At 41.5% G+C, this 22,012-nt stretch carries 19 protein-coding genes and 1 pseudogene; 7 read left to right on the top strand and 13 right to left on the bottom strand.

What is annotated here, in order from left to right; genetic code table 11:
- Positions 1-51 precede the first annotated feature (51 nt).
- On the bottom strand, positions 52-192 hold the full coding sequence (locus RT084_RS01580) for a hypothetical protein (protein ID WP_312385586.1): 141 nt from the start codon (positions 190-192) through the stop codon (positions 52-54).
- Positions 193-368: 176 nt separating this feature from the next.
- On the opposite strand from RT084_RS01580, the gene RT084_RS01575 reads away from it, so the two are divergent.
- The 4 genes from RT084_RS01575 to RT084_RS01560 all read left to right on the top strand — a co-directional run bounded on the left by RT084_RS01575 (position 369) and on the right by RT084_RS01560 (position 4,131).
- Entirely contained in the window at positions 369-1,067 is a 699-nt protein-coding gene (locus RT084_RS01575; RefSeq protein WP_312385587.1) for a hypothetical protein, read from the top strand.
- A gap of 155 nt (positions 1,068-1,222) precedes the next feature.
- A complete protein-coding gene (umuC, locus tag RT084_RS01570) occupies positions 1,223-2,482 on the top strand; it encodes a translesion error-prone DNA polymerase V subunit UmuC (protein ID WP_312385588.1) in 1,260 nt (419 codons plus the stop codon).
- A gap of 11 nt (positions 2,483-2,493) precedes the next feature.
- On the top strand, positions 2,494-2,913 hold the full coding sequence (gene umuD, locus RT084_RS01565) for a translesion error-prone DNA polymerase V autoproteolytic subunit (RefSeq protein WP_312385589.1): 420 nt from the start codon (positions 2,494-2,496) through the stop codon (positions 2,911-2,913).
- 516 nt (positions 2,914-3,429) lie between these two features.
- On the top strand, positions 3,430-4,131 hold the full coding sequence (locus RT084_RS01560; RefSeq protein WP_312385590.1) for an IS1 family transposase: 702 nt from the start codon (positions 3,430-3,432) through the stop codon (positions 4,129-4,131).
- 109 nt (positions 4,132-4,240) lie between these two features.
- On the opposite strand, the gene arsC is transcribed toward RT084_RS01560, so the two are convergent.
- Together arsC and RT084_RS01550 are read right to left on the bottom strand one after the other, a co-directional pair.
- Positions 4,241-4,651, bottom strand: a complete 411-nt coding sequence (gene arsC / locus RT084_RS01555; protein ID WP_312385592.1) for an arsenate reductase (glutaredoxin) — start codon at positions 4,649-4,651, stop codon at positions 4,241-4,243.
- A gap of 25 nt (positions 4,652-4,676) precedes the next feature.
- A complete protein-coding gene (locus RT084_RS01550; protein ID WP_313097357.1) occupies positions 4,677-5,969 on the bottom strand; it encodes an arsenic transporter in 1,293 nt (430 codons plus the stop codon).
- A 67-nt stretch (positions 5,970-6,036) separates the two neighbouring features.
- On the opposite strand from RT084_RS01550, the gene RT084_RS01545 reads away from it, so the two are divergent.
- Positions 6,037-6,303, top strand: coding sequence for an ArsR/SmtB family transcription factor (locus RT084_RS01545; RefSeq protein WP_007117092.1), 267 nt, complete (start codon positions 6,037-6,039; stop codon positions 6,301-6,303).
- 268 nt (positions 6,304-6,571) lie between these two features.
- Positions 6,572-6,727 (top strand): annotated as a pseudogene (locus RT084_RS01540) (transposase-like zinc-binding domain-containing protein); the annotation flags it as partial.
- A 151-nt stretch (positions 6,728-6,878) separates the two neighbouring features.
- Here RT084_RS01540 and RT084_RS01535 read toward each other — a convergent pair.
- From RT084_RS01535 to tauA, 10 genes are all read right to left on the bottom strand, one after another.
- A complete protein-coding gene (locus RT084_RS01535; RefSeq protein WP_313097355.1) occupies positions 6,879-8,360 on the bottom strand; it encodes a TolC family protein in 1,482 nt (493 codons plus the stop codon).
- A 97-nt stretch (positions 8,361-8,457) separates the two neighbouring features.
- The gene (locus RT084_RS01530) at positions 8,458-9,621 is read right to left on the bottom strand and encodes an ABC transporter permease (protein ID WP_007115653.1); all 1,164 of its coding nucleotides are present in this window, start codon (positions 9,619-9,621) and stop codon (positions 8,458-8,460) included.
- Between the two features lie 3 nt (positions 9,622-9,624).
- Positions 9,625-12,468 (bottom strand): ribosome-associated ATPase/putative transporter RbbA, encoded by a 2,844-nt coding sequence (gene rbbA, locus RT084_RS01525; protein ID WP_313097353.1) that lies wholly within the window; start codon positions 12,466-12,468, stop codon positions 9,625-9,627.
- A 20-nt stretch (positions 12,469-12,488) separates the two neighbouring features.
- Complete coding sequence (locus tag RT084_RS01520; protein ID WP_159675751.1) at positions 12,489-13,787, bottom strand: HlyD family secretion protein; 1,299 nt, start codon at positions 13,785-13,787, stop codon at positions 12,489-12,491.
- A gap of 468 nt (positions 13,788-14,255) precedes the next feature.
- Positions 14,256-14,528 (bottom strand): hypothetical protein, encoded by a 273-nt coding sequence (locus RT084_RS01515; RefSeq protein WP_312539751.1) that lies wholly within the window; start codon positions 14,526-14,528, stop codon positions 14,256-14,258.
- Positions 14,529-14,711: 183 nt separating this feature from the next.
- Positions 14,712-16,079, bottom strand: coding sequence for a tyrosine-type recombinase/integrase (locus tag RT084_RS01510; protein ID WP_313097351.1), 1,368 nt, complete (start codon positions 16,077-16,079; stop codon positions 14,712-14,714).
- 317 nt (positions 16,080-16,396) lie between these two features.
- Positions 16,397-17,260, bottom strand: coding sequence for a taurine dioxygenase (gene tauD, locus RT084_RS01505; RefSeq protein ID WP_309593675.1), 864 nt, complete (start codon positions 17,258-17,260; stop codon positions 16,397-16,399).
- 30 nt (positions 17,261-17,290) lie between these two features.
- Positions 17,291-18,094: an ABC transporter permease subunit gene (locus tag RT084_RS01500; protein ID WP_313097378.1), complete on the bottom strand. Its 804-nt coding sequence runs from the start codon at positions 18,092-18,094 to the stop codon at positions 17,291-17,293.
- A 155-nt stretch (positions 18,095-18,249) separates the two neighbouring features.
- The gene (locus RT084_RS01495) at positions 18,250-19,029 is read right to left on the bottom strand and encodes a taurine ABC transporter ATP-binding protein (RefSeq protein WP_313097350.1); all 780 of its coding nucleotides are present in this window, start codon (positions 19,027-19,029) and stop codon (positions 18,250-18,252) included.
- Positions 19,030-19,058: 29 nt separating this feature from the next.
- Positions 19,059-20,126 carry a taurine ABC transporter substrate-binding protein gene (gene tauA / locus RT084_RS01490; RefSeq protein WP_409418431.1) on the bottom strand — a complete coding sequence of 356 codons (1,068 nt, stop codon included), beginning with the start codon at positions 20,124-20,126 and terminating at the stop codon, positions 19,059-19,061.
- A gap of 228 nt (positions 20,127-20,354) precedes the next feature.
- On the opposite strand from tauA, the gene RT084_RS01485 reads away from it, so the two are divergent.
- Positions 20,355-21,869 (top strand): aminoacyl-histidine dipeptidase, encoded by a 1,515-nt coding sequence (locus RT084_RS01485; RefSeq protein ID WP_312385604.1) that lies wholly within the window; start codon positions 20,355-20,357, stop codon positions 21,867-21,869.
- Positions 21,870-22,012: the final 143 nt, after the last annotated feature.

The following is a 22,012-nucleotide window of genomic DNA, read 5'->3' as shown; positions in this document are numbered from 1 at the left end:
GGGCACTATCTCGTATTTTTTAGAATGGTGGTAGATGGGATGGTCGGATGCTTACATTTCATAAGCCAATTTTACTTCTGCTTTAGCTAATAATTGAGTAATAGTTATAGCGTGGTTTTGCCCTTTGGGCAAAGCCTTATAAAGTGTTAGTATTTGTTTTAACAAAGGCGTTTCTTTATTAGATAATGACATGCATTTCCCGATTAATTTGGCTTCAATATGAATAAAATATATAGAATGACAAAAATAAGAGATATTTTCACTGTATTAAATCATCGGACTAATAATGTCCGATAATTAAGATATTATTACTTTAGCGAATATAAATAAACATTGTTGTAAGTTAGATTATTTAAAGGTAACCCCCTATGAAAACACGCCATATTAACTCAGCTTATGCATTAAATTGGAATGAGTTTGAAGAGTTTACAAGACAAGAATTCTTAGATCGTCAAGACGAACAACCTGAACAATGTATGGGAGAAAGAAAAGAGCTATTAGATTTCGCACAAGAAAAATTTAAACAATATAAGTCTCTCAAAACTATGCCCATTGGTGACCAACGAGTTATTGCAGGCGTTTGTAAGTTGAGTGAACCAGAATTTCCTTTCTTCGCATGGTTCGGTGCTTTAACTGCTGTAGGTAAAATGAAGGGTTATTTTAATCCCACTAAGCCCAAGCAAGTGCAAGCAATCATTATTTCTGACGCGCTAGATTTAATTCCATTAGAAGGTGAAGTAACAAAAAGAGATTTTGTTAATTATATCAAAAAATTTAATGAAATTTCATCAAGCAAACATCCTAATATGATGTCAAGCTACTATCGTTTTTTAACTTTGAAACGTCCTGATGTGTTTGTTGGATTAAATGGGTTAAATAATTACAATTTAAATTACTTGTATGAAATGCCTATAAAAGCAAAGCCGAACCAATATTGGGAAGTTTTACAGCAAATTAAGGAATCTAATTGGTATCAAAATGCTAATGTTGAAAGCCAAATATATCCTTATCGCATGGCTTTCCTAGATAGTATTTGTTATCAAGTAACTAATGAGATAGAAGCATAAGAAAGTAAACGAAGTATCGTATCAAAATCAAAATGTAAGCGACGTAAATCGTCGCTTACATTTTTTTCACCCTTGAAAAAAAACGCACCAATTCACTACACTTAAAGTCAGTCCATTAAGTATTTATCAATACCATAACTTTAGGCTGATGAAACATGTATGCCCTTGTTGACTGCAATAGCTTTTATGCGTCCTGCGAAAAACTATTTCGTCCTGACCTACGAAATATACCAGTCGTTGTATTATCCAACAACGATGGCTGTGTCATTGCACGCTGTGCCTTGGCTAAAAAGATTGTCAAAATGGGCATACCGTATTTTCAGTGCAAAGACTTACTTGAGAAGAGTGGCTGTGTGGTTTTTAGCAGTAACTACACACTGTACCAAGATATCTCTAACCGCGTGATGACCACCTTAGAAAGCTTATCACCTGACTGTGAGATTTATAGCATTGATGAAGCTTGGTTAGACTTAACAGGCTATACCACCGCATTAATAGGACTTGATGCCTATGCCAACCAGGTGAAGCAAACGGTCTATAAAAATGTAGGCGTACCTGTGGGTGTCGGCATTGCACCTACCAAAACCTTAGCGAAACTAGCAAATCACTATGCCAAACAACAAGGCGGTATCTGTGTAATTGACAACCATGATTACCGTACACAGCTGCTTGCCCAAACCGATATCGCTGACATTTGGGGTGTTGGACGCCAACTCACCAAACGCTTAAATATTTTAGGCATAAAAACTGCCTTAGATTTAGCCAACTATCTCATCAAACCGTTAGCAAAACAAACCAGTGTGTTAACTGAACGTACCGCCTTAGAACTTAACGGCATTCGTTGTTATGGCTTGGATGCTACTGAGCCCAAAAAAGAAATCGTTTGTAGCCGTAGCTTTGGTCAGCGTATAACAGATAAAACCCAAATTATCGAAGCAGTGGTACTTTATACCACCCGAGCCTGTGAAAAACTACGCAATCAGCAAAGCCTAGCCAAACGTATTACGGTTTTTATTCGTACAGGTCAATTTAATCACAATGGAAAACAACGTAGTGTTAGCTTATCAAGTGAACTGATACACCCATCTGATGACAGCCGTCTATTTATTAAAATGGCAACTCTACTTGTCGATAAACTCTGGCTGGATGGCTACCGATATGCCAAAGCAGGGGTAATGCTCACTGATTTTTATAGCCATAAACCCTACCAAGACGATTTGTTCGAAAATAGGGCGGCTTATGATATTGAGAAGAGCCACAGGCTAATGCAAGCGTTAGATACGATCAATCTTCAGTTTGGCGCACATACCTTAAAATTTGCCAGTGAAGGCACTACCAAAACATGGCAGATGAGCCGTGATATGTTGTCTCCTTGTTATACCACCAATGTTAAACAACTCCCAAAAGTACATTAAGGCGGCAATTCATGACAGTGGCAATTATTGGCTTATTAGACGAACTACTTGAAAAACAGTATTTTCCGTTATTTAACGATGTGGTACGAGCTGGATTTCCAAGTCCTGCCAGTGACTATGTGCAAGACCGTATTGATTTAAATGAGTTGTTGGTTAATCATCCAAGTTCAACTTACCTTGTTGAGGTGGCAGGCTATAGCTTAAAAGATATTGGGATTTATCCGCATGATATTTTGGTGGTGGATAGAGCGATAACGGCTAAGCATAAAGACATTGTGATAGCCTTAGTGGATGATGGCTTTATGGCAAAACAGCTTATCTTAGGTGACAATATTATTCTACGCTCACATAACCCGGATTATCCTGATATCCTTATCAAGGATAATCTGGAGCTATTTGGGGTGGTGGTGAGTGTGGTGAGGAAGTTGTAATATCATGGCAAATTGACTTAAATAATAAATTTGAGGGGTTTTACTCAATTTAATAGCTGAATAAATCTGCTATGCACTTAATTGGATTAAGTTTTATTATTCAAATCGTTTCTATAAAAATCAAACAATAAAAAAAGCCGTAATTTTCATACGGCTTTTAAGAGGAGGTGGGCTCAGAAATAAAGAAGCTATTCGTAATAAAAAATAAGAAGTTAGATACTTGCAGTCCAAGCTTTAATAACTTTTTATTTGATACGAATCTATGTTCACTAGATTTCTATCATTAGTCCACCTTTTTTTAGTTTAACAATTAACCATGAAATTTAATGTTAAAAAATGTAATTATAAGTTAAGATTTTGTTTCAAATATTAGTCTAATGAAAAGATACTCAGCTTAAAATTGCCCTACTTAAATTATATTCACTTATTTAACTAAAATAATCGGTACTGGTCTGAAAAGTATGCTGAGGTGTAAATAAAAAAGACAGCTTGAGAAAAAGATGATAATTTGAGGTTATGAAGACACAAATTACAATCAGATGCCCAAGCTGTCTGGGTTTAAGTATAAAGAAAAATGGCTGGAAAATCTATGGTAAACAGAATTATCGATGCAAAGACTGCCATCGGCAATTCATCCATGAGATGGATTTAAGCTACCAAGGATGCAAAAGCGAAATCAATGCCAAGATACGCTTAATGCTAGTTCGAGGCTGTATTGTTGCTGACATTGTTATCATTGAGAAAGTTAGCAAGTACAAAATATTAAGCGTTTTAGTCAATTCAAACCATGATATAAAACCCAAACAACGCTATTATCTAAAACTGCAAGTGGATGAGTTTTGGACGTATGTAGGGCATAAGAAGAACAAGGTATGGCTAGTCTATGCATACGACTCAGATACCAGTGAGATTGTTGCCTTCGTATGGGGCAAACGTAATCTAAAGACGGCTAGAGAGCTAAGAGCCAAGCTTGATGCGTTAGGCATTGACTTTGGCTATATCTGCTGTGATAACTGGGATAGTTTTTTAACCGCCTTTGATTTTGACTTTAAAAAGGTGGGTAAATACCATACGGTTGATATTGAAGGGAACAACAATCGTTTTAGGCAAAGGCTTAGGCGAGTCTTTCGAAAGACAAGCTGTTTTTCGAAAAAGCTAGCAAATCATTTTAAAGCGTTTGATTTACTGTTCCACTATGTCAATTATGGCTGGGTATAGTGAGCATTCTTTTTATACCACAGCCCGATAGTTTATTGCTGAAATGAGAAAGCCGTTACTCGGGATTCCCAGTAACGGCTTACAAGTTCAATAAAAACAGGTGTTTTGACTAAATTTTCGGCTCAATCTTTTCCCCATCTTCTTTGATAAAGGTTTTGGTTAAGGGCGTATCAATCAAATCTAGTACAACTTCGGAAGGACGGCACAGCTTAACGCCTTTATCACTCACAACGATTGGACGATTGATTAGAAGTGGGTCAGCTAACATAGCTTGAATAAGGTCATCATCAGTCAAACTAAGGTTATCTAGTTTACGTTCAGCGTAAGGCGGCACATTTACACGCAGTAATTGTCTTGGGGTAATACCCATTTTGGTAATTAAATCACGCAGGGTTGTTTCATCAGGTGGGTTATCCAAATACTGAATAACAGAAGGCTCAATTCCTTGATGTTTGATAAGAGCAAGCGTGTTGCGTGATGTGCCACAGTTAGGGTTGTGGTAAATTGTGATATTTTGCATACTTGTTCCTTTTTAAGTTTTAAAATTATTGAATTATTGGCAACCAAATTGCCAATGCAACCAATGTAGCCACCAATACAGGCAAGGTTAAAATAATACCGACTTTAATATAATAGCCCCAACTCACCGTAATATTTTTACTGGCTAAAACGTGCAACCATAATAAGGTAGCGAGTGAGCCAATCGGGGTAATTTTCGTGCCTAAATCACAGCCTATTACATTGGCATAAATCATGGCCTGCTTTATCATGGGGTCATGGATAATCGCCTCATCAATCGCTAAAGCTTGAATTAGCACCGTTGGCATATTATTCATGACAGATGAAAGCCCTGCCGATAATAACCCTGTTGCTACTGTAGCTGTCATCATGCCATGATTAGCGAGTTGGCTTAACTCATGAGCTAAATAATCGGTCAGCCCTGCATTTTTTAAACCATACACCACCAAATACATACCCAATGAAAATATCACCACTTGCCATGGGGCATTTTTGACAATCGGCAACACCGTTATTTTTTTACCCATTTTCGCTACCACAAGCAACACCAACGCTCCAACCCCTGCAATGAAGCTAATGGGTACACCTATAGGCTCAAGTACGAAAAAACCCAACAACAGTAACGCCAATACCACCCAACCCATGATAAAGGTATTTTTATCCACGATAGCCGATTGTGAGTTTTCGATTAAATCCAACGCATAAACCGTAGGAATGTCTTTATGATAAAACCCATACAATACCAATAATGAGGTGACAACCGCTACTACGTTTACTGGTATCATCACTTTGGCATAATCGGTAAAAGGGATTTTAAAAAAGTCAGCCGACACAATATTTACCAAATTAGACACCACGAGCGGAATACTGGCGGTATCAGCGATAAACCCTGCTGTCATAATAAAAGCAAGGGTAGTCGCAGGGGAAAAGCGTAACGTGGTTAAAATCGCAATCACAATGGGTGTTAATATCAAAGCCACACCATCATTGGCAAACAATGCCGATACCACCGCCCCAAGTAGCACAATAAACGCAAACAACCGATTACCGCTACCTTTTGCTAATCTTGCGACGTGCAAGGCGATATAGCGGAAAAAGCCTGCTTCATCAAGTAACAGACTAATAATAATAATAGCAATAAAGGCAAAGGTAGCGTTCCAAACAATATTCCACACTACAGGAATATCGGCAACCGTTATTACCCCTAATAGCAAAGCTATCCCAGCCCCGATACTGGCAGTCCAACCGATGCCCAAGCCTTTAGGTTGCCATATTACAAATATCAAAGTCACTAGAAAAATGAGTAATGCGGTAATCATTGACTGCCTATAGAAACCTGTTAAAATTGAGCTATACTATAATCTATATATTTGGATATGTAAATATATGAATAAAACAGACTTTCTCAAGGCGTTAAGCGACCCCACCAGATTAAAAATTGTGCAACTACTTAATCAGAAGCAAGCGTTATGCGTGTGTGACATCATTAGCGAGTTAGACCAACCCCAGCCAACTATCTCACGGCATTTAAACCAATTAAAGCAAATCGGTATTTTAGAAAGTGAGCGTAAAGGCACTTGGATTTGGTATTCGATTAGTCAAGAGTTACCAAGTTGGGGTAAAGCGGTAATTGGTGCATTGGAATTAAATTAAATTAAATGTATGATTCATAGAGATCGTTTGAGGGCGTTCAAAATTCTGTGTCAGGATAAATTAAATTAGAGGCTCATTACCGCATCTAATCGACCAGGGAAATGGAGAGACAACTGCATCATCGTCTGACCCCAGTTTTTTGAAAACTACCGCTGGTTCTAGTGAGCATACTTTTCAAACCACAGCCCTCATTGTGGTACTGGTCTGAAAAGTATGCTGAGGTGTAAATAAAAAAGACAGCTTGAGAAAAAGATGATAATTTGAGGTTATGAAGACACAAATTACAATCAGATGCCCAAGCTGTCTTGGCTTTAGTATAAAGAAAAACGGCTGGAAAATCTATGGCAAGCAGAACTACCAATGCAAAGACTGTCATCGACAATTCATTCATGAAACGGAGCTAAGTTACCAAGGCTGTAAAAGCGATAAAGCAACGTATTGTTTGAAAAATCCGGCTAAGCCTAAAAATGCATTTATAAGTTGTGTATTGGACATTCTAAACAAAATATACTTTCAAATTGGCAGGCTGATCATGTAGCGAAGTTAAACAATCAGCCTATAATCAAGTGAATCAATTACCACCCACCACCCAAGCTGTTATATAAGGCAATCAAATTAAGGGCTTGACCCAATTCATTCTGTAGCAAATTTTGCTCATATTCTTGGGCGGTGATTCGAGCCTTTGGCATATCATCAAAGGTTAGTCGTCCATAATTAAATAACTTTTTGGCATGGTCTGCCTGCAGTTCGGCATCTTTGACGGCATTTTGTAGGTTACGATGTTGACGAATCAAAGCGATATTAAGCTGTGAGCTGTTATCCACTTCTGCCAATGCAGTGAGCAAGGTTTTATCATAGTCCGCCATTACCGCCTGTACTCGGGCATCGGCTGCTTCGATGTTATGTTTAATACGGCCATTGGTAAACAATGGCACCGAGACATTGGCATTAATCAGCCCTGCGGTTATCCCAGTACTATCTAAGTTATTATTACTAATGGACAAACCGCCATTCAATGCCCCAAAATTAATCCCAAATCTAGGGTATTGGTCGGCAACCGCGCTACCATGCAAAGCGGCTAGTGCATTAACTTGCGCCTGTTTGGCGCGAATATCGGGGCGACGGGTCAGTAAGTCGCTAGGATAATAGCCTTGTGGGGCAGGGGGCAAGTGTTTTAAGACATTGACAGGGCTAGGTGGCAAGTCAAAGTCTTGTGATGTCTTACCACTTAATACTGCGATTTGGCGGATGTTGGCTTGACGTTCTGCAGATAGATTGTCTTGTTTGGCTTTGATACCTTGCAATTTAATATCGATATCATCAATGTCATAGCGAGTCGCTTGTCCTAAATCAAAACGCGCTTTGGCGTAACGGCGTAACTCGCTTAGCGAAGATTGGGTTTGCTTGAGAATTAACGCTTCTTGTTCTTTACTGCGTGCTTGAAAATACGCTTGGGCGATTTTGGCAGCGACTAGCATATGAGCACCGTGGATTTTTTCTTGGGTCGCAAGATAGGCGTAGCCTGCGGCATCGGCATCGCTTTGTTTTTTGCCAAAAAAATCAGGTTCCCAACTAGCTAATATGCCCAAATGATAAGCATGTCCATCAACATCAAGGCTAGAATCGCCCCAATCACTACCAAGCATACCTAGAGGTTTGCGGACCTTAGAGGGTAAAGGGTTATCGACATCACTATTCACGCCTGTGATGCTGCCACCGGCACCTACCATAATACCTTTATTGGCATTGGCAAGATTAGCAACTGCACTTGCTTCATCAATCCGAGCCTTAGCTTCTCGTATATCCGGTGCCGTTTGTAGGGCATGCTCGATTAGGCTAGTAAGTACAGGGTCATGGAAATTTTGCCACCATGTGCTGATATTGCTTTGCTCACCAACCGGCAATACATAATTAAATTTTTGTGGCATAACAACTTGGGATTGCGATTTGACAGGCGTATTTTGACAGCCAGTTAAACTGGCGGTAAAAGCAGTGGTTAATATACCTGCTAAAATTAAATGAGATAAAGTAGATTGCTTCATAGTTTTACCGGTCATTTTTATCACTATTTTTAACTTTGGATTTGGTTAACATCTCGATTGGTAAGGGTATAACGCATACACCCAATATACCGTAATTTTGCCAAAATTATCTTTACCCTTGTTTATCAAGCATACTGCGGAAGCGTTTTAGGGCAAAAAACATAAAAATCAGACCTGACACGGTCATCTCGAGCAAATAATGTCCCACGATAGGCAAATTGGCGTCACGAAATAGTACCGCATGGCTAAATAAGGCATATTGGGTCACAGGGGAGAATTGCGAAATACTTTGCACCCAGGTAGGCATACTCTCAAAGGGGGCATCGCCGCCTGATATTAGTCGTAAAACCACATACACCGGCAACGACAATAGTCCAAATTGTGGCAAAGTCGGCGCAAGGGTAGCAAACATAATACCCATTGCCGACGCCGAGAATAAAAATAAAAATGTACCCAGCATATACAAGGCAATTGAGCCATTAATCTGGACACCAAGCCACCCTTGCACCACAAACATCAAGGATAAAAACGCAGCCGTCGCTATCACCACGCCGTTACTGATGATTTTTGACAAGGCTATTTGGTTGGCGGAAACAGGCATGACCAGTAAATGCTCAATCGTTCCTCGTTCTTTTTCACGGATAATCGCTGCGCCCACTAGCATCATGGCAAGTAAAAAAATGAAGCCCACAATGTTGGTTACCGAGAAAAACCAATGGCTGGTAGTATTCGGATTAAACCACACGCTGGTTTGCACCTTGACCGGTAGTTGGTCTAACGGGCTGGTTTTTTTAAGATAGTTATAGCTTTCTTTATTAAAAATCTCTTGGATATATACCATACCCACCCCTGCTTGCGACACGGCAGTGGCATCAGCAGAAAGTTGCACCGTTGGATGTTTATTATCCCGCACGTCTTTCTCAAAATTTTCTGGAAATTCAAGCGAGAAAATATAGTCGCCTTTATCAAAGCCATCACTGAGTTTTTCAGTATCTGGTATATACACGGGTTTTTGAAAGTTTGGTGGTTGTAGGGTCGATACCATATAATTGCTCATTTGCGATTGGTCGTGGTCAACCACTGCCACAGTGGCGTTATGCACTTCGGTAGTGATCCCTGTCGAAATGGTATAAATCGACACGGTGAACAAAAAAGCAATGATGATAATTACCATTTTATCGCTAAATAGGGTTTGAAACTCCTTGTTGGTTAAGGTGATGACGTTTTTAACCCATTGTCCCCATGGGGATGGTGGCCTGCTAACTTGATGATACATGGCTTATTTCTCCTGTTTTTGCAAACACAGACTTGCCAAGGTTACATAGGCAACCCCAAAGCCTAAAATAATCACATAGTTATGCACAAAACTGTCAATGTCTAACCCTTTGGTAAATGCACCTAAGCTGATTTGTTGGAAGTATGCCGCAGGAAAAGCTTGACCTACCCAATGGCTACTGCCTGTGATCGATGACAGTGGGTATAAAAATCCTGAGAAGTTCAATGCAGGAATCATGGCAGCCACCGCCGTAGCAAACACAGCAGAAACTTGGGTTTTCATCATTGAAGAAATCCATAATCCAAAGCCTGTTGCAGTACACACCAACAAAAATGCCCCAATGGTTAGTCCCATAAACGAGCCTTTGATCGGCACACCAATAATGACGATTGCAATCCAAACTAAGCTAAAATAACTGCCCAATGCGGTCAAAATATAGGGTATTTGCTTTCCTATTAAAAACTGGGTGGTTGAGGCAGGAGATGTATAAAGATTGCTAATTGAGCCGAGTTCTTTTTCTCGTACTACCCCTAAAGCAGTCATCATCGCAGGAATCAAAATCAAGCCAAGCATAATCGTGCCAGGGATGATGGCATAAATACTGGCAAAGCCTTGATTATATAAAAAACGCGGGTCTATCACCATCACAGGGCGGGTATCAAGGGGTAAGCCTGTTTGACGGATTTTGTCTTGGGCATAGTTGAGTAAAATACCTGTGACAAAGCCTTTGATATTGTCTGCAATAAAGGGCGCACTACCGTCAATATAAAAATTAATCTCAGGTCTGTCTAAGTGCTTCATATCTGAAGCAAAATGGTCAGGGATTTCTAACACCAGTTTAGATTGACCGCTTTTAAGCTGCGTTTGGACTTCTTCGATAGAGTCAAGCTTTTTTACGCCCGAAAAATAAGGCGAACCATCAAAATATTGGATAAGTTCACGGCTTTCAGTACTTTGGTCGTGGTCGATAACTGCCATGTTCAAATGATTAATGTCAAACGACACAGCATACGCTACCGTCATCATGATGATCACAGGGCCAATCAAAGCAAATGATAGCCGAATTTTATCTCGGCGTAATTCTTTGCTTTCCCGATTGGCAAAAGCAAGCATGAGTGACAACCAAGCCCATAAGCCTTTACGGTGGGTGGCTTTTTTACCAGTCTCTTTAGCCGATTGTGTTTGCGGTGTGGTTGATTTGATCTGTTCGCCATTTGCTTGATTATTAGCTCTAATGGGTTTTTGCTCGACTTTGTTGTCATTGGATGTTTCGAGTAAATACTCGATAAAGGCTTCTTCCAACGTTTTGGCGTGTTTGTTGGCTTGTAACTCTCGTGGTTTGCCCACCGCTAGCAAGTTGCCTTGCTGCATCAGCGAAATACGATCACAACGCAACGCTTCACTCATAAAATGGGTGGAGACAAAAATGGTAATCCGTTGTTCACGAGATAATTCGACCAATTTTTTCCAAAACATATCCCTTGCAGCGGGGTCAACCCCTGACGTCGGCTCATCTAAAATCAACACTTTAGGTTGGTGCAAGCATGCAGCTGCTAATTGCAGGCGTTGGCGAATACCCAGTGGTAAATCTGCCGGCAGTTTGTCGGCTTCTTTGGTCAAATCAAAGTTGGCAAGGCTTTGGTCGATATAGTTTTTCTGTTCACTTTCTGGAATACGGTATAGTTTGGCATGGAGTTTTAAGTTACCACGTACAGTCAGTTCTTCGTAAAGAGAGAAAGCTTGTGACATATAGCCGACTTTTAGGCGGTTTTCGATGCTACCTGCGGTAACAGGTTCGCCAAGCAATTTGGCTGTACCTTCAGTCACATCAAGTAAGCCTGTCAACATTTTCATGGTAGTGGATTTACCGCAACCATTTGACCCTAGAAAGCCAAAAATCTCACCTTGAGCGATACTAAAACTCACATGGTTCACTGCCACAAAGTCACCAAAGCGTTTGGTTAAGCCTTCGGCTTCAATGGCTGGTGGTAGGCTAGGGTCGGGTACAAACGGGGGTACTGTAAAGTTACTGTCGCCGCGTTTATTTTCTGGCAATAGCACATTATAGGCTTCTTCAAGGTTGAGCCGACCTTCAGCATCATAATAGTTTTGGGCATATTTTTTCACCACATTGGTGGTTTTATCATTAATTAGCACTTCGCCATCGTTCATCGCGATGATGTACTCAAACTGGGCGGCTTCATCGATATACGCTGTCGAAACAAGCACGGTCATGCTTGGGTTCTCGGCTCGGAGCGAATCGACCAATCGCCAGAACTGCTGACGCGAGAGGGGGTCAACCCCTGTTGTCGGTTCATCCAAAATTAGCAAATCTGGGTCGTGCACCAAGGCACAGCACAGGCTGAGTTTTTGTTTCATACCACCAGAGAGTTTGCCAGCCGGACGGTCTTTGAACTTGAGCAAGTCGGTCGCTACCAATAATCGCTCAATACGAGCTTGGCGAGAAGCTTTGTCAATGCTAAATAGCCGAGCATGAAAGTCGATATTTTCAAAAACCGATAGGGTAGGGTAAAGGTTATGTCCCAAGCCTTGTGGCATAAAGGCGACTTTATTGAGTAAAAACTCTCGAGCTTTTTTATTGTGCATATCCTTGTTCAGCACTTGAACTGTGCCAGTTTGGATTTTTTTCATCCCAGCAATTAGGCTTAGCAGGGTCGATTTGCCGACGCCATCAGGCCCGACCAGACCGATGGTAGCAGATTTGGGAATAGCTATACTGACGTTTTTGATGGCTTGGATGACCTTACCATAGCGATGCGAGACATTGCTCACTACCACAGCAAAGTCATCACTATTGTCTTTGGATTGAGTGTTATCGAAAGTCATGCTGACGCATCCTTTGTCGGTTATTGCCCTACCGTTACGGTGGATGCGATTTGTGGATGTACAGGTCGGCTTGGGGCGATTGGTACAATCGATGGCATTTTGACTTCTAGGTCCTTGCTCCATGCTTTACTTGGATCAAGTTGCACATAACCTTGGGCTGTCATACCGCCTTTGAGCAAGGTTTGGTAACGGCTTGCCACTTGTGGATCAAGACTTAATTTGACACGGTACATCATCTTTTCACGTTCGTTTTTGGTTTCGACGGATTTTGGCGTGAATTGTGATTGGTTAGCCACAAAGCTAACTTTGGCAGGGAGTACGGCTTTGATACCGTCTAACACGATACGGGCAGGGCTACCAATTTGAACTTGATTACTGCTGTCAGTTGGCAAAAAGATTTCAAGATAGACATCGTTTGGATCAACTAAGGTTACAACTTTGCTACCAGGGGCAATCACATTGCCCACTTCGACAATGCGATATTCAACCCGCCCTGCTTGTGGGGCACGCACATACATATCTGATTGAATCGATTTGACACGATTTATTTGAGATTGGGCTTGGTTGATTCCTGCTTGGGCTTGCTCGATCCCTGCTTGGGCTTGGTTAATTCCTGCTTGGGCTTCGGCAACGGCTGCTTTGGCCTCGGCAATACCCGATTGGGCTTCAGCAATACCTGCTTGTGCTTCTGTGCCACCTGCTGCTGCTTGTGCTTTGGCGGCTTGAGCAGCAAGAACTTCGGCTTTGGCAGCTTGGTAGGCCTGCTCACGCTGTTGTAATTCAGCGATAGAAACTAAGTCATCTTTCCGCAATGCTTTGGTGTTGTTTAGATTGTCTAGCGCGATTTGTAATTGGGCTTTTTTAGCAGCAATCACCGCATCGGCTTGGTTGACACCGCCTTGGGTACGAGCATAGCCGCCTTCAGCACGTTTTTCAGTACCCATGGCACGAGTGACCGCGCCTTCAGCACGAGCTTTGGCAGCTTGCGCTTGCGATTTACGGCCTTCGGCTTGCAATTTGGCAGCTTCGGCTTGCAATTTGGCAGCTTCGGCACCTTGCAGTTGAGTATCAAGTTCTTCAGAAGATAAGGTCACCAGTGGCGTGCCTTTTTCGACCAAGTCACCTTCATGCACAAGCACTTGGCTGACACGTCCTGCGCGTAGGCTAGCCACATCGATATTTTGTAGTTGTAGACGTCCATTGGAAGAGGCAAAGCCTTCTGGGGTCGTATCAGCGGTACGTTTGTAGTTCATATACACAGCAAAAGCGACTGCCACAGCCAATATCAAGGCGATCAGAATATAATAAGATTTTTTCATGTTTTAGTCTTAAAAAATAGCTGACAACTATTTAATAGTACTTTGTAAAAATCCTTTTTAAGTATCTAATAGAACATTTATCAACATTTACTATAGAAAAAATAAAGCTTTCCAAATCTTTATTTATTCACGCACAATATATTCCCTTAATAGAGTTATTGATAAAAAAACTCACAAGAAGATAGGGCTATTATGGTTTTTTGTTTAAGATAGTACTTAAATTCTAATTTATATCATTACTTGTAATGCAACAAATAGAAATTAAAAACTGTTTCTAAAATAAATTTTAGCACTAAAATTCATATAAGAGTAACAATACAGAAAAAAATTTGTGAACGAACGTTAAGGAGAATTTTCTTCCAATATTCCAAAAAATATGGCTTTCTAATAAAACTTTGAGCGTCTAAGGCTTGATTTAGGGCATCTAAGACTAGCTGAGTGCCCCCACTGTCAGAATAGTTGTCACCCTCACCTAAACAACCCAAATGGGGGAAAAGGAGACAATACAATGTTCCCCTGCAATCGCCATAGCACCGAAATTGTTTTACCTTCAATGGCATAAGTGGCGGTAAGCGTGTTGTAGGTTGGCGTAATGGTGTTTTTCTCGAGTTGCACCAATTCTTTTAAAATCTTATCAATTCTCTCTGGCGACAAGCCCAGAGGCGGTAATACAGGTCTTCCATTCTCTTCTGACACACCGATGACAATATAGCTAGCCACTACCAAGGTTGTAAAATTCATTGGGAAAGGCACACAGCGTGTGGATCACGCTCTCTGGATTCCAGTCAGTTTTTTATTCAATATGCTCGCTTTCAATCGTACGTTGTAAAAGCAAGTCGTTGATATTAACAGATAGCTTATTGTGCATGATTTTCTCAAAAAAGGTTTTTCTTAAATAATGTATATTTTAGATAAAATTAAATTTTATTTTATTAATTCTAATATTTTATCTTTTCCTAATTGTTTAATTAATTGTTTCATAATTTCTTCAGGCATCCCTTTACTTGGGTTCAATGAAGTGCGATTTTTAAAACGGCTCACATCTTCATCGTTGCTTAAAGCATCAAGGTAATCTGCCCATGTTTGCATCATTTCAGTTCTCTCATCAAGGAATTCAAAACGTCCGTAAGCTGTGCCGTTTTGGTCTTTGGTGATATGACCCAATCCCATTTCAACAATCACTGCTGGGTACTTTAATTGTTCTTGGAGCATGGTTTTAGCACTTGCACGAAATCCATGCACACAATGGACATTTTGATAGCCTAATTCTTTAAGATGTTTATTGGCGGTATTGTCTGAGATTATGCCGTTCTTTTTAGCCGAAGGGCTATAAAAAACAAACTCACTATGACCATTGATTTTATACTGGTGTTGTAAAATTTCAATGGCTTGACGGGGTAGAGGTACGACCATATCTCGCACCATATGTTCTTTGCTTTCACCTTTAAGTGGTTGAAATCGCCATTTAGCTTCTTTAAAGTCTAAATCTGCCCAACGCATACGACGTAAATCACCATTACGCACAAACAGCATAGATAATAGCCTAAGTGAACTAATGGTATTACCATCAACTTTAGTTGCCAAGGATTCAATGTCTTGTAGCAGTTTGGCAAATTTATCGGGCTGAATAATTGCAGGACGGTGACCGTATACGGGCTTAATCAATTGGCTTTTTACCATATTGGCAGGGTCTGTACTACAAAAACCACGAGCGCTAGCATACTTAAAAATATCGCTAGCGATGCTGGCACAGCGTTCAGCCTTTTCTGTAGGTTTACCGTCTGCCTTAACGAACTGGTTTTGCACATCAATCAACATTGAAAGCATTTGCGGCGGCGTTATTCCATCAATAGGTGTTTCAGCAAAGCTGTCTTTAAGTAGTTTTAGGCAGTTTAGTTTACGTTGTAAGGTGTTAGGCTTAAGCGTTGATTTGAGCGTTTCAAAGTACTCGTCAGCAAAATGACCGAATGTGTTATCATTGCTTCGCAATAACGCTTGCTTAACAGCTTTTCGATTATCGTTTGGGTCAATATTTTTACTTAATAAATCTTGATATTCTTGCCAAATATCATGAGCACGAGCTAATGTAATGCTTGGATAAATGCCAAATGAGATACGTTGACTTTTACCAGTGTTGGGTGAAGTATAACGAAAGAGCCATGACTTTGTTTCGTTAGGGCGTACCATTAAATATAATTTTGGGCGACCTTTAACTGGAACTAGATACTCTTTTGCTTCAGCTTTATGTGAGCTGATACTACGATCTGAAGTGATGGGCTTACGTTTTTCCATAAATCATTCATTTATACATTACCTTAGTGTACATTCTAGTGTACATTAAATGCAGATATTAGGATAGTAATAATGGAATAAAATGAGATAATCTATAACCTAAGTTATTGAATATATGTAAAAAATTATAGACTATGGTACGCCATGATTCACTGATTCGACACCCGCCGAGCGCACCATTTTCTTGATTTAATCCTTAATCTAAAACATTAATTTTATTGATAAATTCACTATCATCTGCTTTTTAGTTTACCTCATTGTCATTGATTGTTTTATCCTTGATAGCAAGTTTGTTGAATCTATTAATTGAGCAACCATTAGATTGAATGATAAAACGGTTTATCCCCATTGATAGTCGCACGGTGCATGACACGATGTACCGTATCGCCATAATCATGGGTCGCATAGTGCTGAGTAGCTCGATTATCCCAAAACGCAATGTCATCATTTTGCCAGTGCCATCTTACCGTAAACTCAGGTTTGCTAATATGTTGGAATAAAAAGTTGAGTACCGATTTACTTTCTGAGTCGGACAATTCATTTATCTTTGTGGTAAAGCCTTCATTGACAAAAATCAATTTTTTACCGGTGACAGGGTGGGTGCGAATGACAGGATGCACTACAGGCGGATTGTCAATTTGCGCTTGTTGCCACTGAGCAAAGCCCTCGGGGGTATTGCCAAATCGCTCTTGCGGGAAGGATTGAATAATATTGTGCGTTGCCGTCAACCCTGCCAAAAAAGCGCGAAACGCAGGTGATAAATTATCGTACGCCGCATAGCTGCTTGACCATAGCGTATCACCACCAAAGCTTGGAACTTGTTTGGCTGCCAAAATACTGCCAAGCGGTGGCGTTTCGCTAAAAGTCACATCAGTATGCCAAATGGCATTGTCTCGCAAATCGGTTTTATGATTATCAAGCAGTACAATCTCTGGCTGGTTATCGGCTTGGGGGAAAATCGGGTGAATATGCAGTGAGCCAAATTGACGCGCAAAATCCGCTTGTTGTTTTGGGGTAATTGCCTGTTTACGAAAGAATAAGACTTGATGCGTCAATAATGCTTGCTCAATTTCGTGTTGTTGAGTCTCTACCAAAGGTTGGCTAAAGTCGACACCTGTCACCACCGCGCCAATATTTGGGGTGATTTTTTCGATTGTTAACGTGGTCATGATGATCTCCAAATTGTTCAGTTATCACTTGTTATAGCTGTTTTAATATTTGCCGTACCAAGGGGCAAGATTGGCTTGTAATTTTCTTAATAAAATTTCTAAAATAAACGCAATCACCGCAATAATTATAATCCCTAGAACGACAATATCCGTCGATAGAAACTGCGCGGCTGACTGAATCATAAAGCCTAACCCTTTAGTTGCAGCCACCAATTCAGCTGCCACCAAAGTCGACCAACCTACACCCAGCCCAATACGAATCCCTGTTAGGATATGCGGTAAAGCCGATGGCAATGTCACATGCCAAAGTAATTGCGATGGGGTTGCACCGAGCGATAGCGCGGCAAATTGGCGGCTTTTATTAACGGTCAAAATACCCTGCAATGTTGAGATAATAATCGGGGCTAAAATCGATAAAAAGATAAGCGTGATTTTGGTCAGCTCACCAATCCCTAACCAAATCACCAATAATGGCAAATAAGCGAGCGGGGGAATTGGGCGATAAAACTCGAGCAACGGGTCAAAAATAGCCTGAACTGTGCGATTGGTTCCCATCCAAATAGCGATAGGCACACCCACCACCACTGCCAAAACCAAGGCAATAAATACCCGTCCTAGGCTAGCAAAGGTATGCTGTATCAAGGTTGCCGACATATAGCCTTCGGTGGAGACTTTGACAAACTGTTGCCACACACTGGTAGGATTTGGCAAAAATAAACTTGGCACCAGTCCTGTCGCAGTCACCGCCCACCAAATTGCCAATGCAGTAACCACACTGATAAACCCCCAGACTACCCCATGATGTTGGGACACAAAAGATGAGGCATGGGTAGGGCGTGTTGTCATGGTAGTCTCAATAACGGCTGCAGTTGGCACTGACTGATGGTCGATTGGTTTATCAGCGGGGTGAGTTGCGGTATCAATCTTAGAAATTGTTTGGCTCGTCATGACCTAATTCCTGTTAAATTATTATGATGAATTGGCGCAGTTTTAGCTGGCTGTCAAATACGACCCGCCACAATTTGCTGAAATAACTGTTCTCGCCATTCAATAAACTCACGGTCTGATTTTATGGCGCGAGTGCTTTGTCCTTGGGCAAAGCGTTGGCTAAAAGTCGGCTGGTAATGGTGCAGAATTTTTCCTTCACCCATCACCACCAAGTCGGTTGCCAAAAATAACGCTTCTTCAATATCATGCGAAATCAACAATATTTGTCGTTTGCTTTGTTGCCAAATATTGAGCAGTAGTTCTTGCATGGATTCGCGCATAAAAGCATCAAGGGCAGCAAACGGCTCATCTAGTAATAACATTTTGGCTTTTGATGCTAGTACGCGGGCGATGCCCACACGTTGTTGCATCCCGCCTGATAATTCCCAAATCGATTTTTCGGCAGCATGTTCTAGTCCTACCCACTGCAAAATTTGCTCGGTTTGTTTGGCTTGCGTTTTGGCATCGACCCCTGCTAATTTGCCAGCAAAACTGACGTTGTCAGCGACATTGAGCCAAGGGAATAACGCATGGTTTTGAAATACCACCGCTCTATCTACACTGGGTTTGGTAATGGCTTGACCGTCTAGGCTTAACGCGCCTTGGGTCACAGGAATAAAGCCTGCAATGGTGTTGAGCAAAGTGCTTTTACCGCAGCCTGACGCCCCAAGTACCACACAAAAACTTTGCGCTTCCAATGATAAATTCACCTTATCAAGTGCCAACGTGGGGTGGCTATTGGACTGGGTAGTTGGATACTGTACGCTTAAATTTTCAATCACTAATCCGCTCATGCTATCTCATTCCTTGTTAAGCCTTGCCACTACTTGCTATCCAAATATTGATTGGTGACAAAATCTGAATAATCAGCTAATACGGTATCCACCTTGCCTTGTGATTTAAGAAATTCAGCCGTTTTGCGGATGTTGTCAGCAAATGGTTTTTGTAGCAAAGTCTGCTGTTCACTGACGGGTAGATAACGATTTCCTGCCAGTAGGTTGCTGATATCGCTCGGTGTTGAACCTGTAATTTGCGCAATTTTTTGCACGTTGCTAGCATTACCAATAAAGGCTTTAGGGTCTTGGCTATATTTACCGGTGGCATCGGTGCTGATTTTGACGAACTGTTTTAAAAAGTCAGGATTTTTTTGGGCAAAATCTTTACGCGCCACCCATAAGTCATAGGTCGGACTACCCCAGCTAGCCACTTCTTTTGAAGTCGTCAAAACATGCCCAGTGGCTTTGACTTTACTTAAAACAGGCTCCCAAACATACGTGGCATCAATATCTCCTCGCTCCCAAGCCGCGTTGATTTCCGGTGGACGAAGGTTAATAATGGTGACTTTATTTGGGTCAATGTTCCAATGCTTCAGCGCGGCAAGTAAGCTGTAATGGGTGGTAGAAACGTAGGGTACGGCAATTTTTTTACCGATTAAATCTTGCGGTGTTTTGATATTACTAGCATTTCTCACGACCAAGCTTTCTGCTTCACCGATTTCACTGGTCACCAAAAAAACTTGAAGCGGTACGCCTTTGGTGGCAGCGGCTGCCAATGGACTTGAGCCAATATTGCCAATATCAATGCTGCCGGCACTAATGGCAGCAACGACGTCTGCACCCGTATCAAATTTTCGCCAATTGATATCACGCTGCGTGGTTTGTTCATAGGTTTTGTCGGCTTGAGCAAGTTTGGCTGGGTCAACCCCGGTTTGATAAGCAATGGTAACGGCTTGCTTGCTATCTGCAGTTGATGTGTTGCCCGCTGCGGATGCGCTGTTGGACGTTGTTTGATTTTGCGACTGTGTTGGTGATTGAGAATAAACATAGCCCGCGCCAATCGCCACAATGCCTGCGGTCAATCCTGCCGCGAATAATTTATTTTGCTTAGTCATTTTTACCCCTTAATTCATCATAGATATTCTGTATGTGAATTATTATGTAAAAACCTTTATATTCTGTAAAATAATATTAACAATATTGTATTTTCTAAAATGGAATAATACTGTGCGTTTGCCAATCGCCCTATAACTAAGCTAACCAGAAATAAGCTGACAATTCGTAAGTAAAATTCGCTACAATATTGCCTTTGATATTTGATACACTAAAAATCGGGCAATACCATGACAACCAATCTCTCTCAACTGTCACCCACTGCTGTTTGGCAATGGTTTGATCAAATTTGTGCTATTCCACATCCTACTTTTCATGAACATGCATTGGGTGACTTTATTGTTCAAGCAGTACAAACCCGCGGACAGCCATACGGGTTAACGGTCAAAAAAGATGAAAAAGGCAATATTTTTATCTATAAGCCAGCAAGCGTACAGCTTGATAGCAATATGGCAAACCATCCTGCGGTGGCTATCCAAGCGCATTTTGACATGGTGGCACAAAAAGGGGAAACCACCAACCATGATTTCATCACTGACCCTATCAAACCTGTCATTAAAGACGATTGGGTTTGGGCAAGCGATACGACGCTTGGGGCAGATAATGGTATTGGGCTTGCTATGGCATTGGCGGTGGCGTTTAGTGATGATATTGTCCATCCACCGCTTGAGTTGATTTTGACTTGTGAAGAAGAAATCGGCATGGGCGGCGTCCAAGCTATTCACCCTGAGTGGCTGACCGCACCTGCGATGATTAACCTTGACTCGGAAGATGAAGGTGAACTGTTTATTGGCTGTGCTGGCGGACGTGATGCCACATTCCAGTTAACTTCCTCGATCATTACCGTAACCGACGATGTCACGCCGATGGTAATTAAGGTGAGCGGTTTACAAGGTGGGCACTCTGGCATTGATATTCATAAAGGCTTAGCCAATGCTAACTTGTTACTGGCGCGCGTGCTGGCAAGCCTGTTTGGCTCATCGCCTTTTTATCTACAACACTGGACAGGTGGGGTACTGCGGAATGTGATTACGCGTGAAGCCTCTGCGGCGGTGTTGGGTGATTTTGAGCGTATCAGCCAGTTACTTCCTACTATCTTGCAAACGCTACAAGCTGAATATAAAATCACGGAACCCAACCTCACCGTTACTGTTGAAAAACTAGTAGCCACGGACGCGCTGTCATCTGACGCTGCCAACCTTTCCGCTCTTAGTATAGCCGACAGTCAGCGTGTGCTTAACTTGCTGCGTAGCCTACCCAATGGCGTGATACGGATGAGCGATAGTTTTGCCGGCGTGGTAGATACATCAATTAGCACGGGCGTGGTTAAGCTTGCCCAAACTCACGACAATAATCAAACCGCCACCCTTGAGATACGTTGTCTGATGCGATCTTTGGGTGAAACCCCAAAAGATGACATTGCCCAGCGGCTACAAGCTTTAGCAGATTTGGCAGGGGCAGCGCTAGAGTTAAGCGATGATTATCCAGGCTGGCAACCTGACCCAGATTCCAAGCTATTGGCAGTGGCAAAATCTGTGATGGCGAGTCATTTTGCAGGCGAGCCAAAGCTGCAGGTGATTCATGCCGGTCTTGAATGCGGCATATTTAAAGGTAAAGCGCCAAACATGGACATGATTTCTTTTGGTCCAAATATCCGTGCGGCACACTCACCCAAAGAACGCGTAGAAATCGCCAGCGTGGCAAAAACTTGGCAGGTGCTATTAGACTTATTAAAAGTCTTGTAATGGCTAATGATTGCTTATGCTGCTATCACAGTTGTGAAAAAATGTCGTTGCTAAGGTTTTAAATCTAGGGTTTTGAGCCTATTTTTTCACACCGCGATACGTAAAAAACCCTTGAAAACACTGATTTTCAAGGGTTTAGTTTA

Origin of the sequence: Moraxella sp. CTOTU48717, assembly GCF_032057165.1 — a bacterium.
In the GTDB taxonomy this organism is placed as follows: domain Bacteria; phylum Pseudomonadota; class Gammaproteobacteria; order Pseudomonadales; family Moraxellaceae; genus Faucicola; species Faucicola tetraodonis.
This window is presented reverse-complemented; position numbering and strand designations above follow the sequence as displayed.

What these genes read in the sequence shown, in the direction of transcription:
- RT084_RS01580 (WP_312385586.1), bottom strand. Translation starts at nt 192, where the DNA reads ATGTCATTATCTAATAAAGAAACGCCTTTGTTAAAACAAATACTAACA.
- RT084_RS01575 (WP_312385587.1), top strand. Translation starts at nt 369, where the DNA reads ATGAAAACACGCCATATTAACTCAGCTTATGCATTAAATTGGAATGAG.
- umuC (WP_312385588.1), top strand. Translation starts at nt 1,223, where the DNA reads ATGTATGCCCTTGTTGACTGCAATAGCTTTTATGCGTCCTGCGAAAAA.
- umuD (WP_312385589.1), top strand. Translation starts at nt 2,494, where the DNA reads ATGACAGTGGCAATTATTGGCTTATTAGACGAACTACTTGAAAAACAG.
- RT084_RS01560 (WP_312385590.1), top strand. Translation starts at nt 3,430, where the DNA reads ATGAAGACACAAATTACAATCAGATGCCCAAGCTGTCTGGGTTTAAGT.
- arsC (WP_312385592.1), bottom strand. Translation starts at nt 4,651, where the DNA reads ATGCAAAATATCACAATTTACCACAACCCTAACTGTGGCACATCACGC.
- RT084_RS01550 (WP_313097357.1), bottom strand. Translation starts at nt 5,969, where the DNA reads ATGATTACCGCATTACTCATTTTTCTAGTGACTTTGATATTTGTAATA.
- RT084_RS01545 (WP_007117092.1), top strand. Translation starts at nt 6,037, where the DNA reads ATGAATAAAACAGACTTTCTCAAGGCGTTAAGCGACCCCACCAGATTA.
- RT084_RS01535 (WP_313097355.1), bottom strand. Translation starts at nt 8,360, where the DNA reads ATGACCGGTAAAACTATGAAGCAATCTACTTTATCTCATTTAATTTTA.
- RT084_RS01530 (WP_007115653.1), bottom strand. Translation starts at nt 9,621, where the DNA reads ATGTATCATCAAGTTAGCAGGCCACCATCCCCATGGGGACAATGGGTT.
- rbbA (WP_313097353.1), bottom strand. Translation starts at nt 12,468, where the DNA reads ATGACTTTCGATAACACTCAATCCAAAGACAATAGTGATGACTTTGCT.
- RT084_RS01520 (WP_159675751.1), bottom strand. Translation starts at nt 13,787, where the DNA reads ATGAAAAAATCTTATTATATTCTGATCGCCTTGATATTGGCTGTGGCA.
- RT084_RS01515 (WP_312539751.1), bottom strand. Translation starts at nt 14,528, where the DNA reads ATGAATTTTACAACCTTGGTAGTGGCTAGCTATATTGTCATCGGTGTG.
- RT084_RS01510 (WP_313097351.1), bottom strand. Translation starts at nt 16,079, where the DNA reads ATGGAAAAACGTAAGCCCATCACTTCAGATCGTAGTATCAGCTCACAT.
- RT084_RS01500 (WP_313097378.1), bottom strand. Translation starts at nt 18,094, where the DNA reads ATGACAACACGCCCTACCCATGCCTCATCTTTTGTGTCCCAACATCAT.
- RT084_RS01495 (WP_313097350.1), bottom strand. Translation starts at nt 19,029, where the DNA reads ATGAGCGGATTAGTGATTGAAAATTTAAGCGTACAGTATCCAACTACC.
- tauA (WP_409418431.1), bottom strand. Translation starts at nt 20,126, where the DNA reads ATGACTAAGCAAAATAAATTATTCGCGGCAGGATTGACCGCAGGCATT.
- RT084_RS01485 (WP_312385604.1), top strand. Translation starts at nt 20,355, where the DNA reads ATGACAACCAATCTCTCTCAACTGTCACCCACTGCTGTTTGGCAATGG.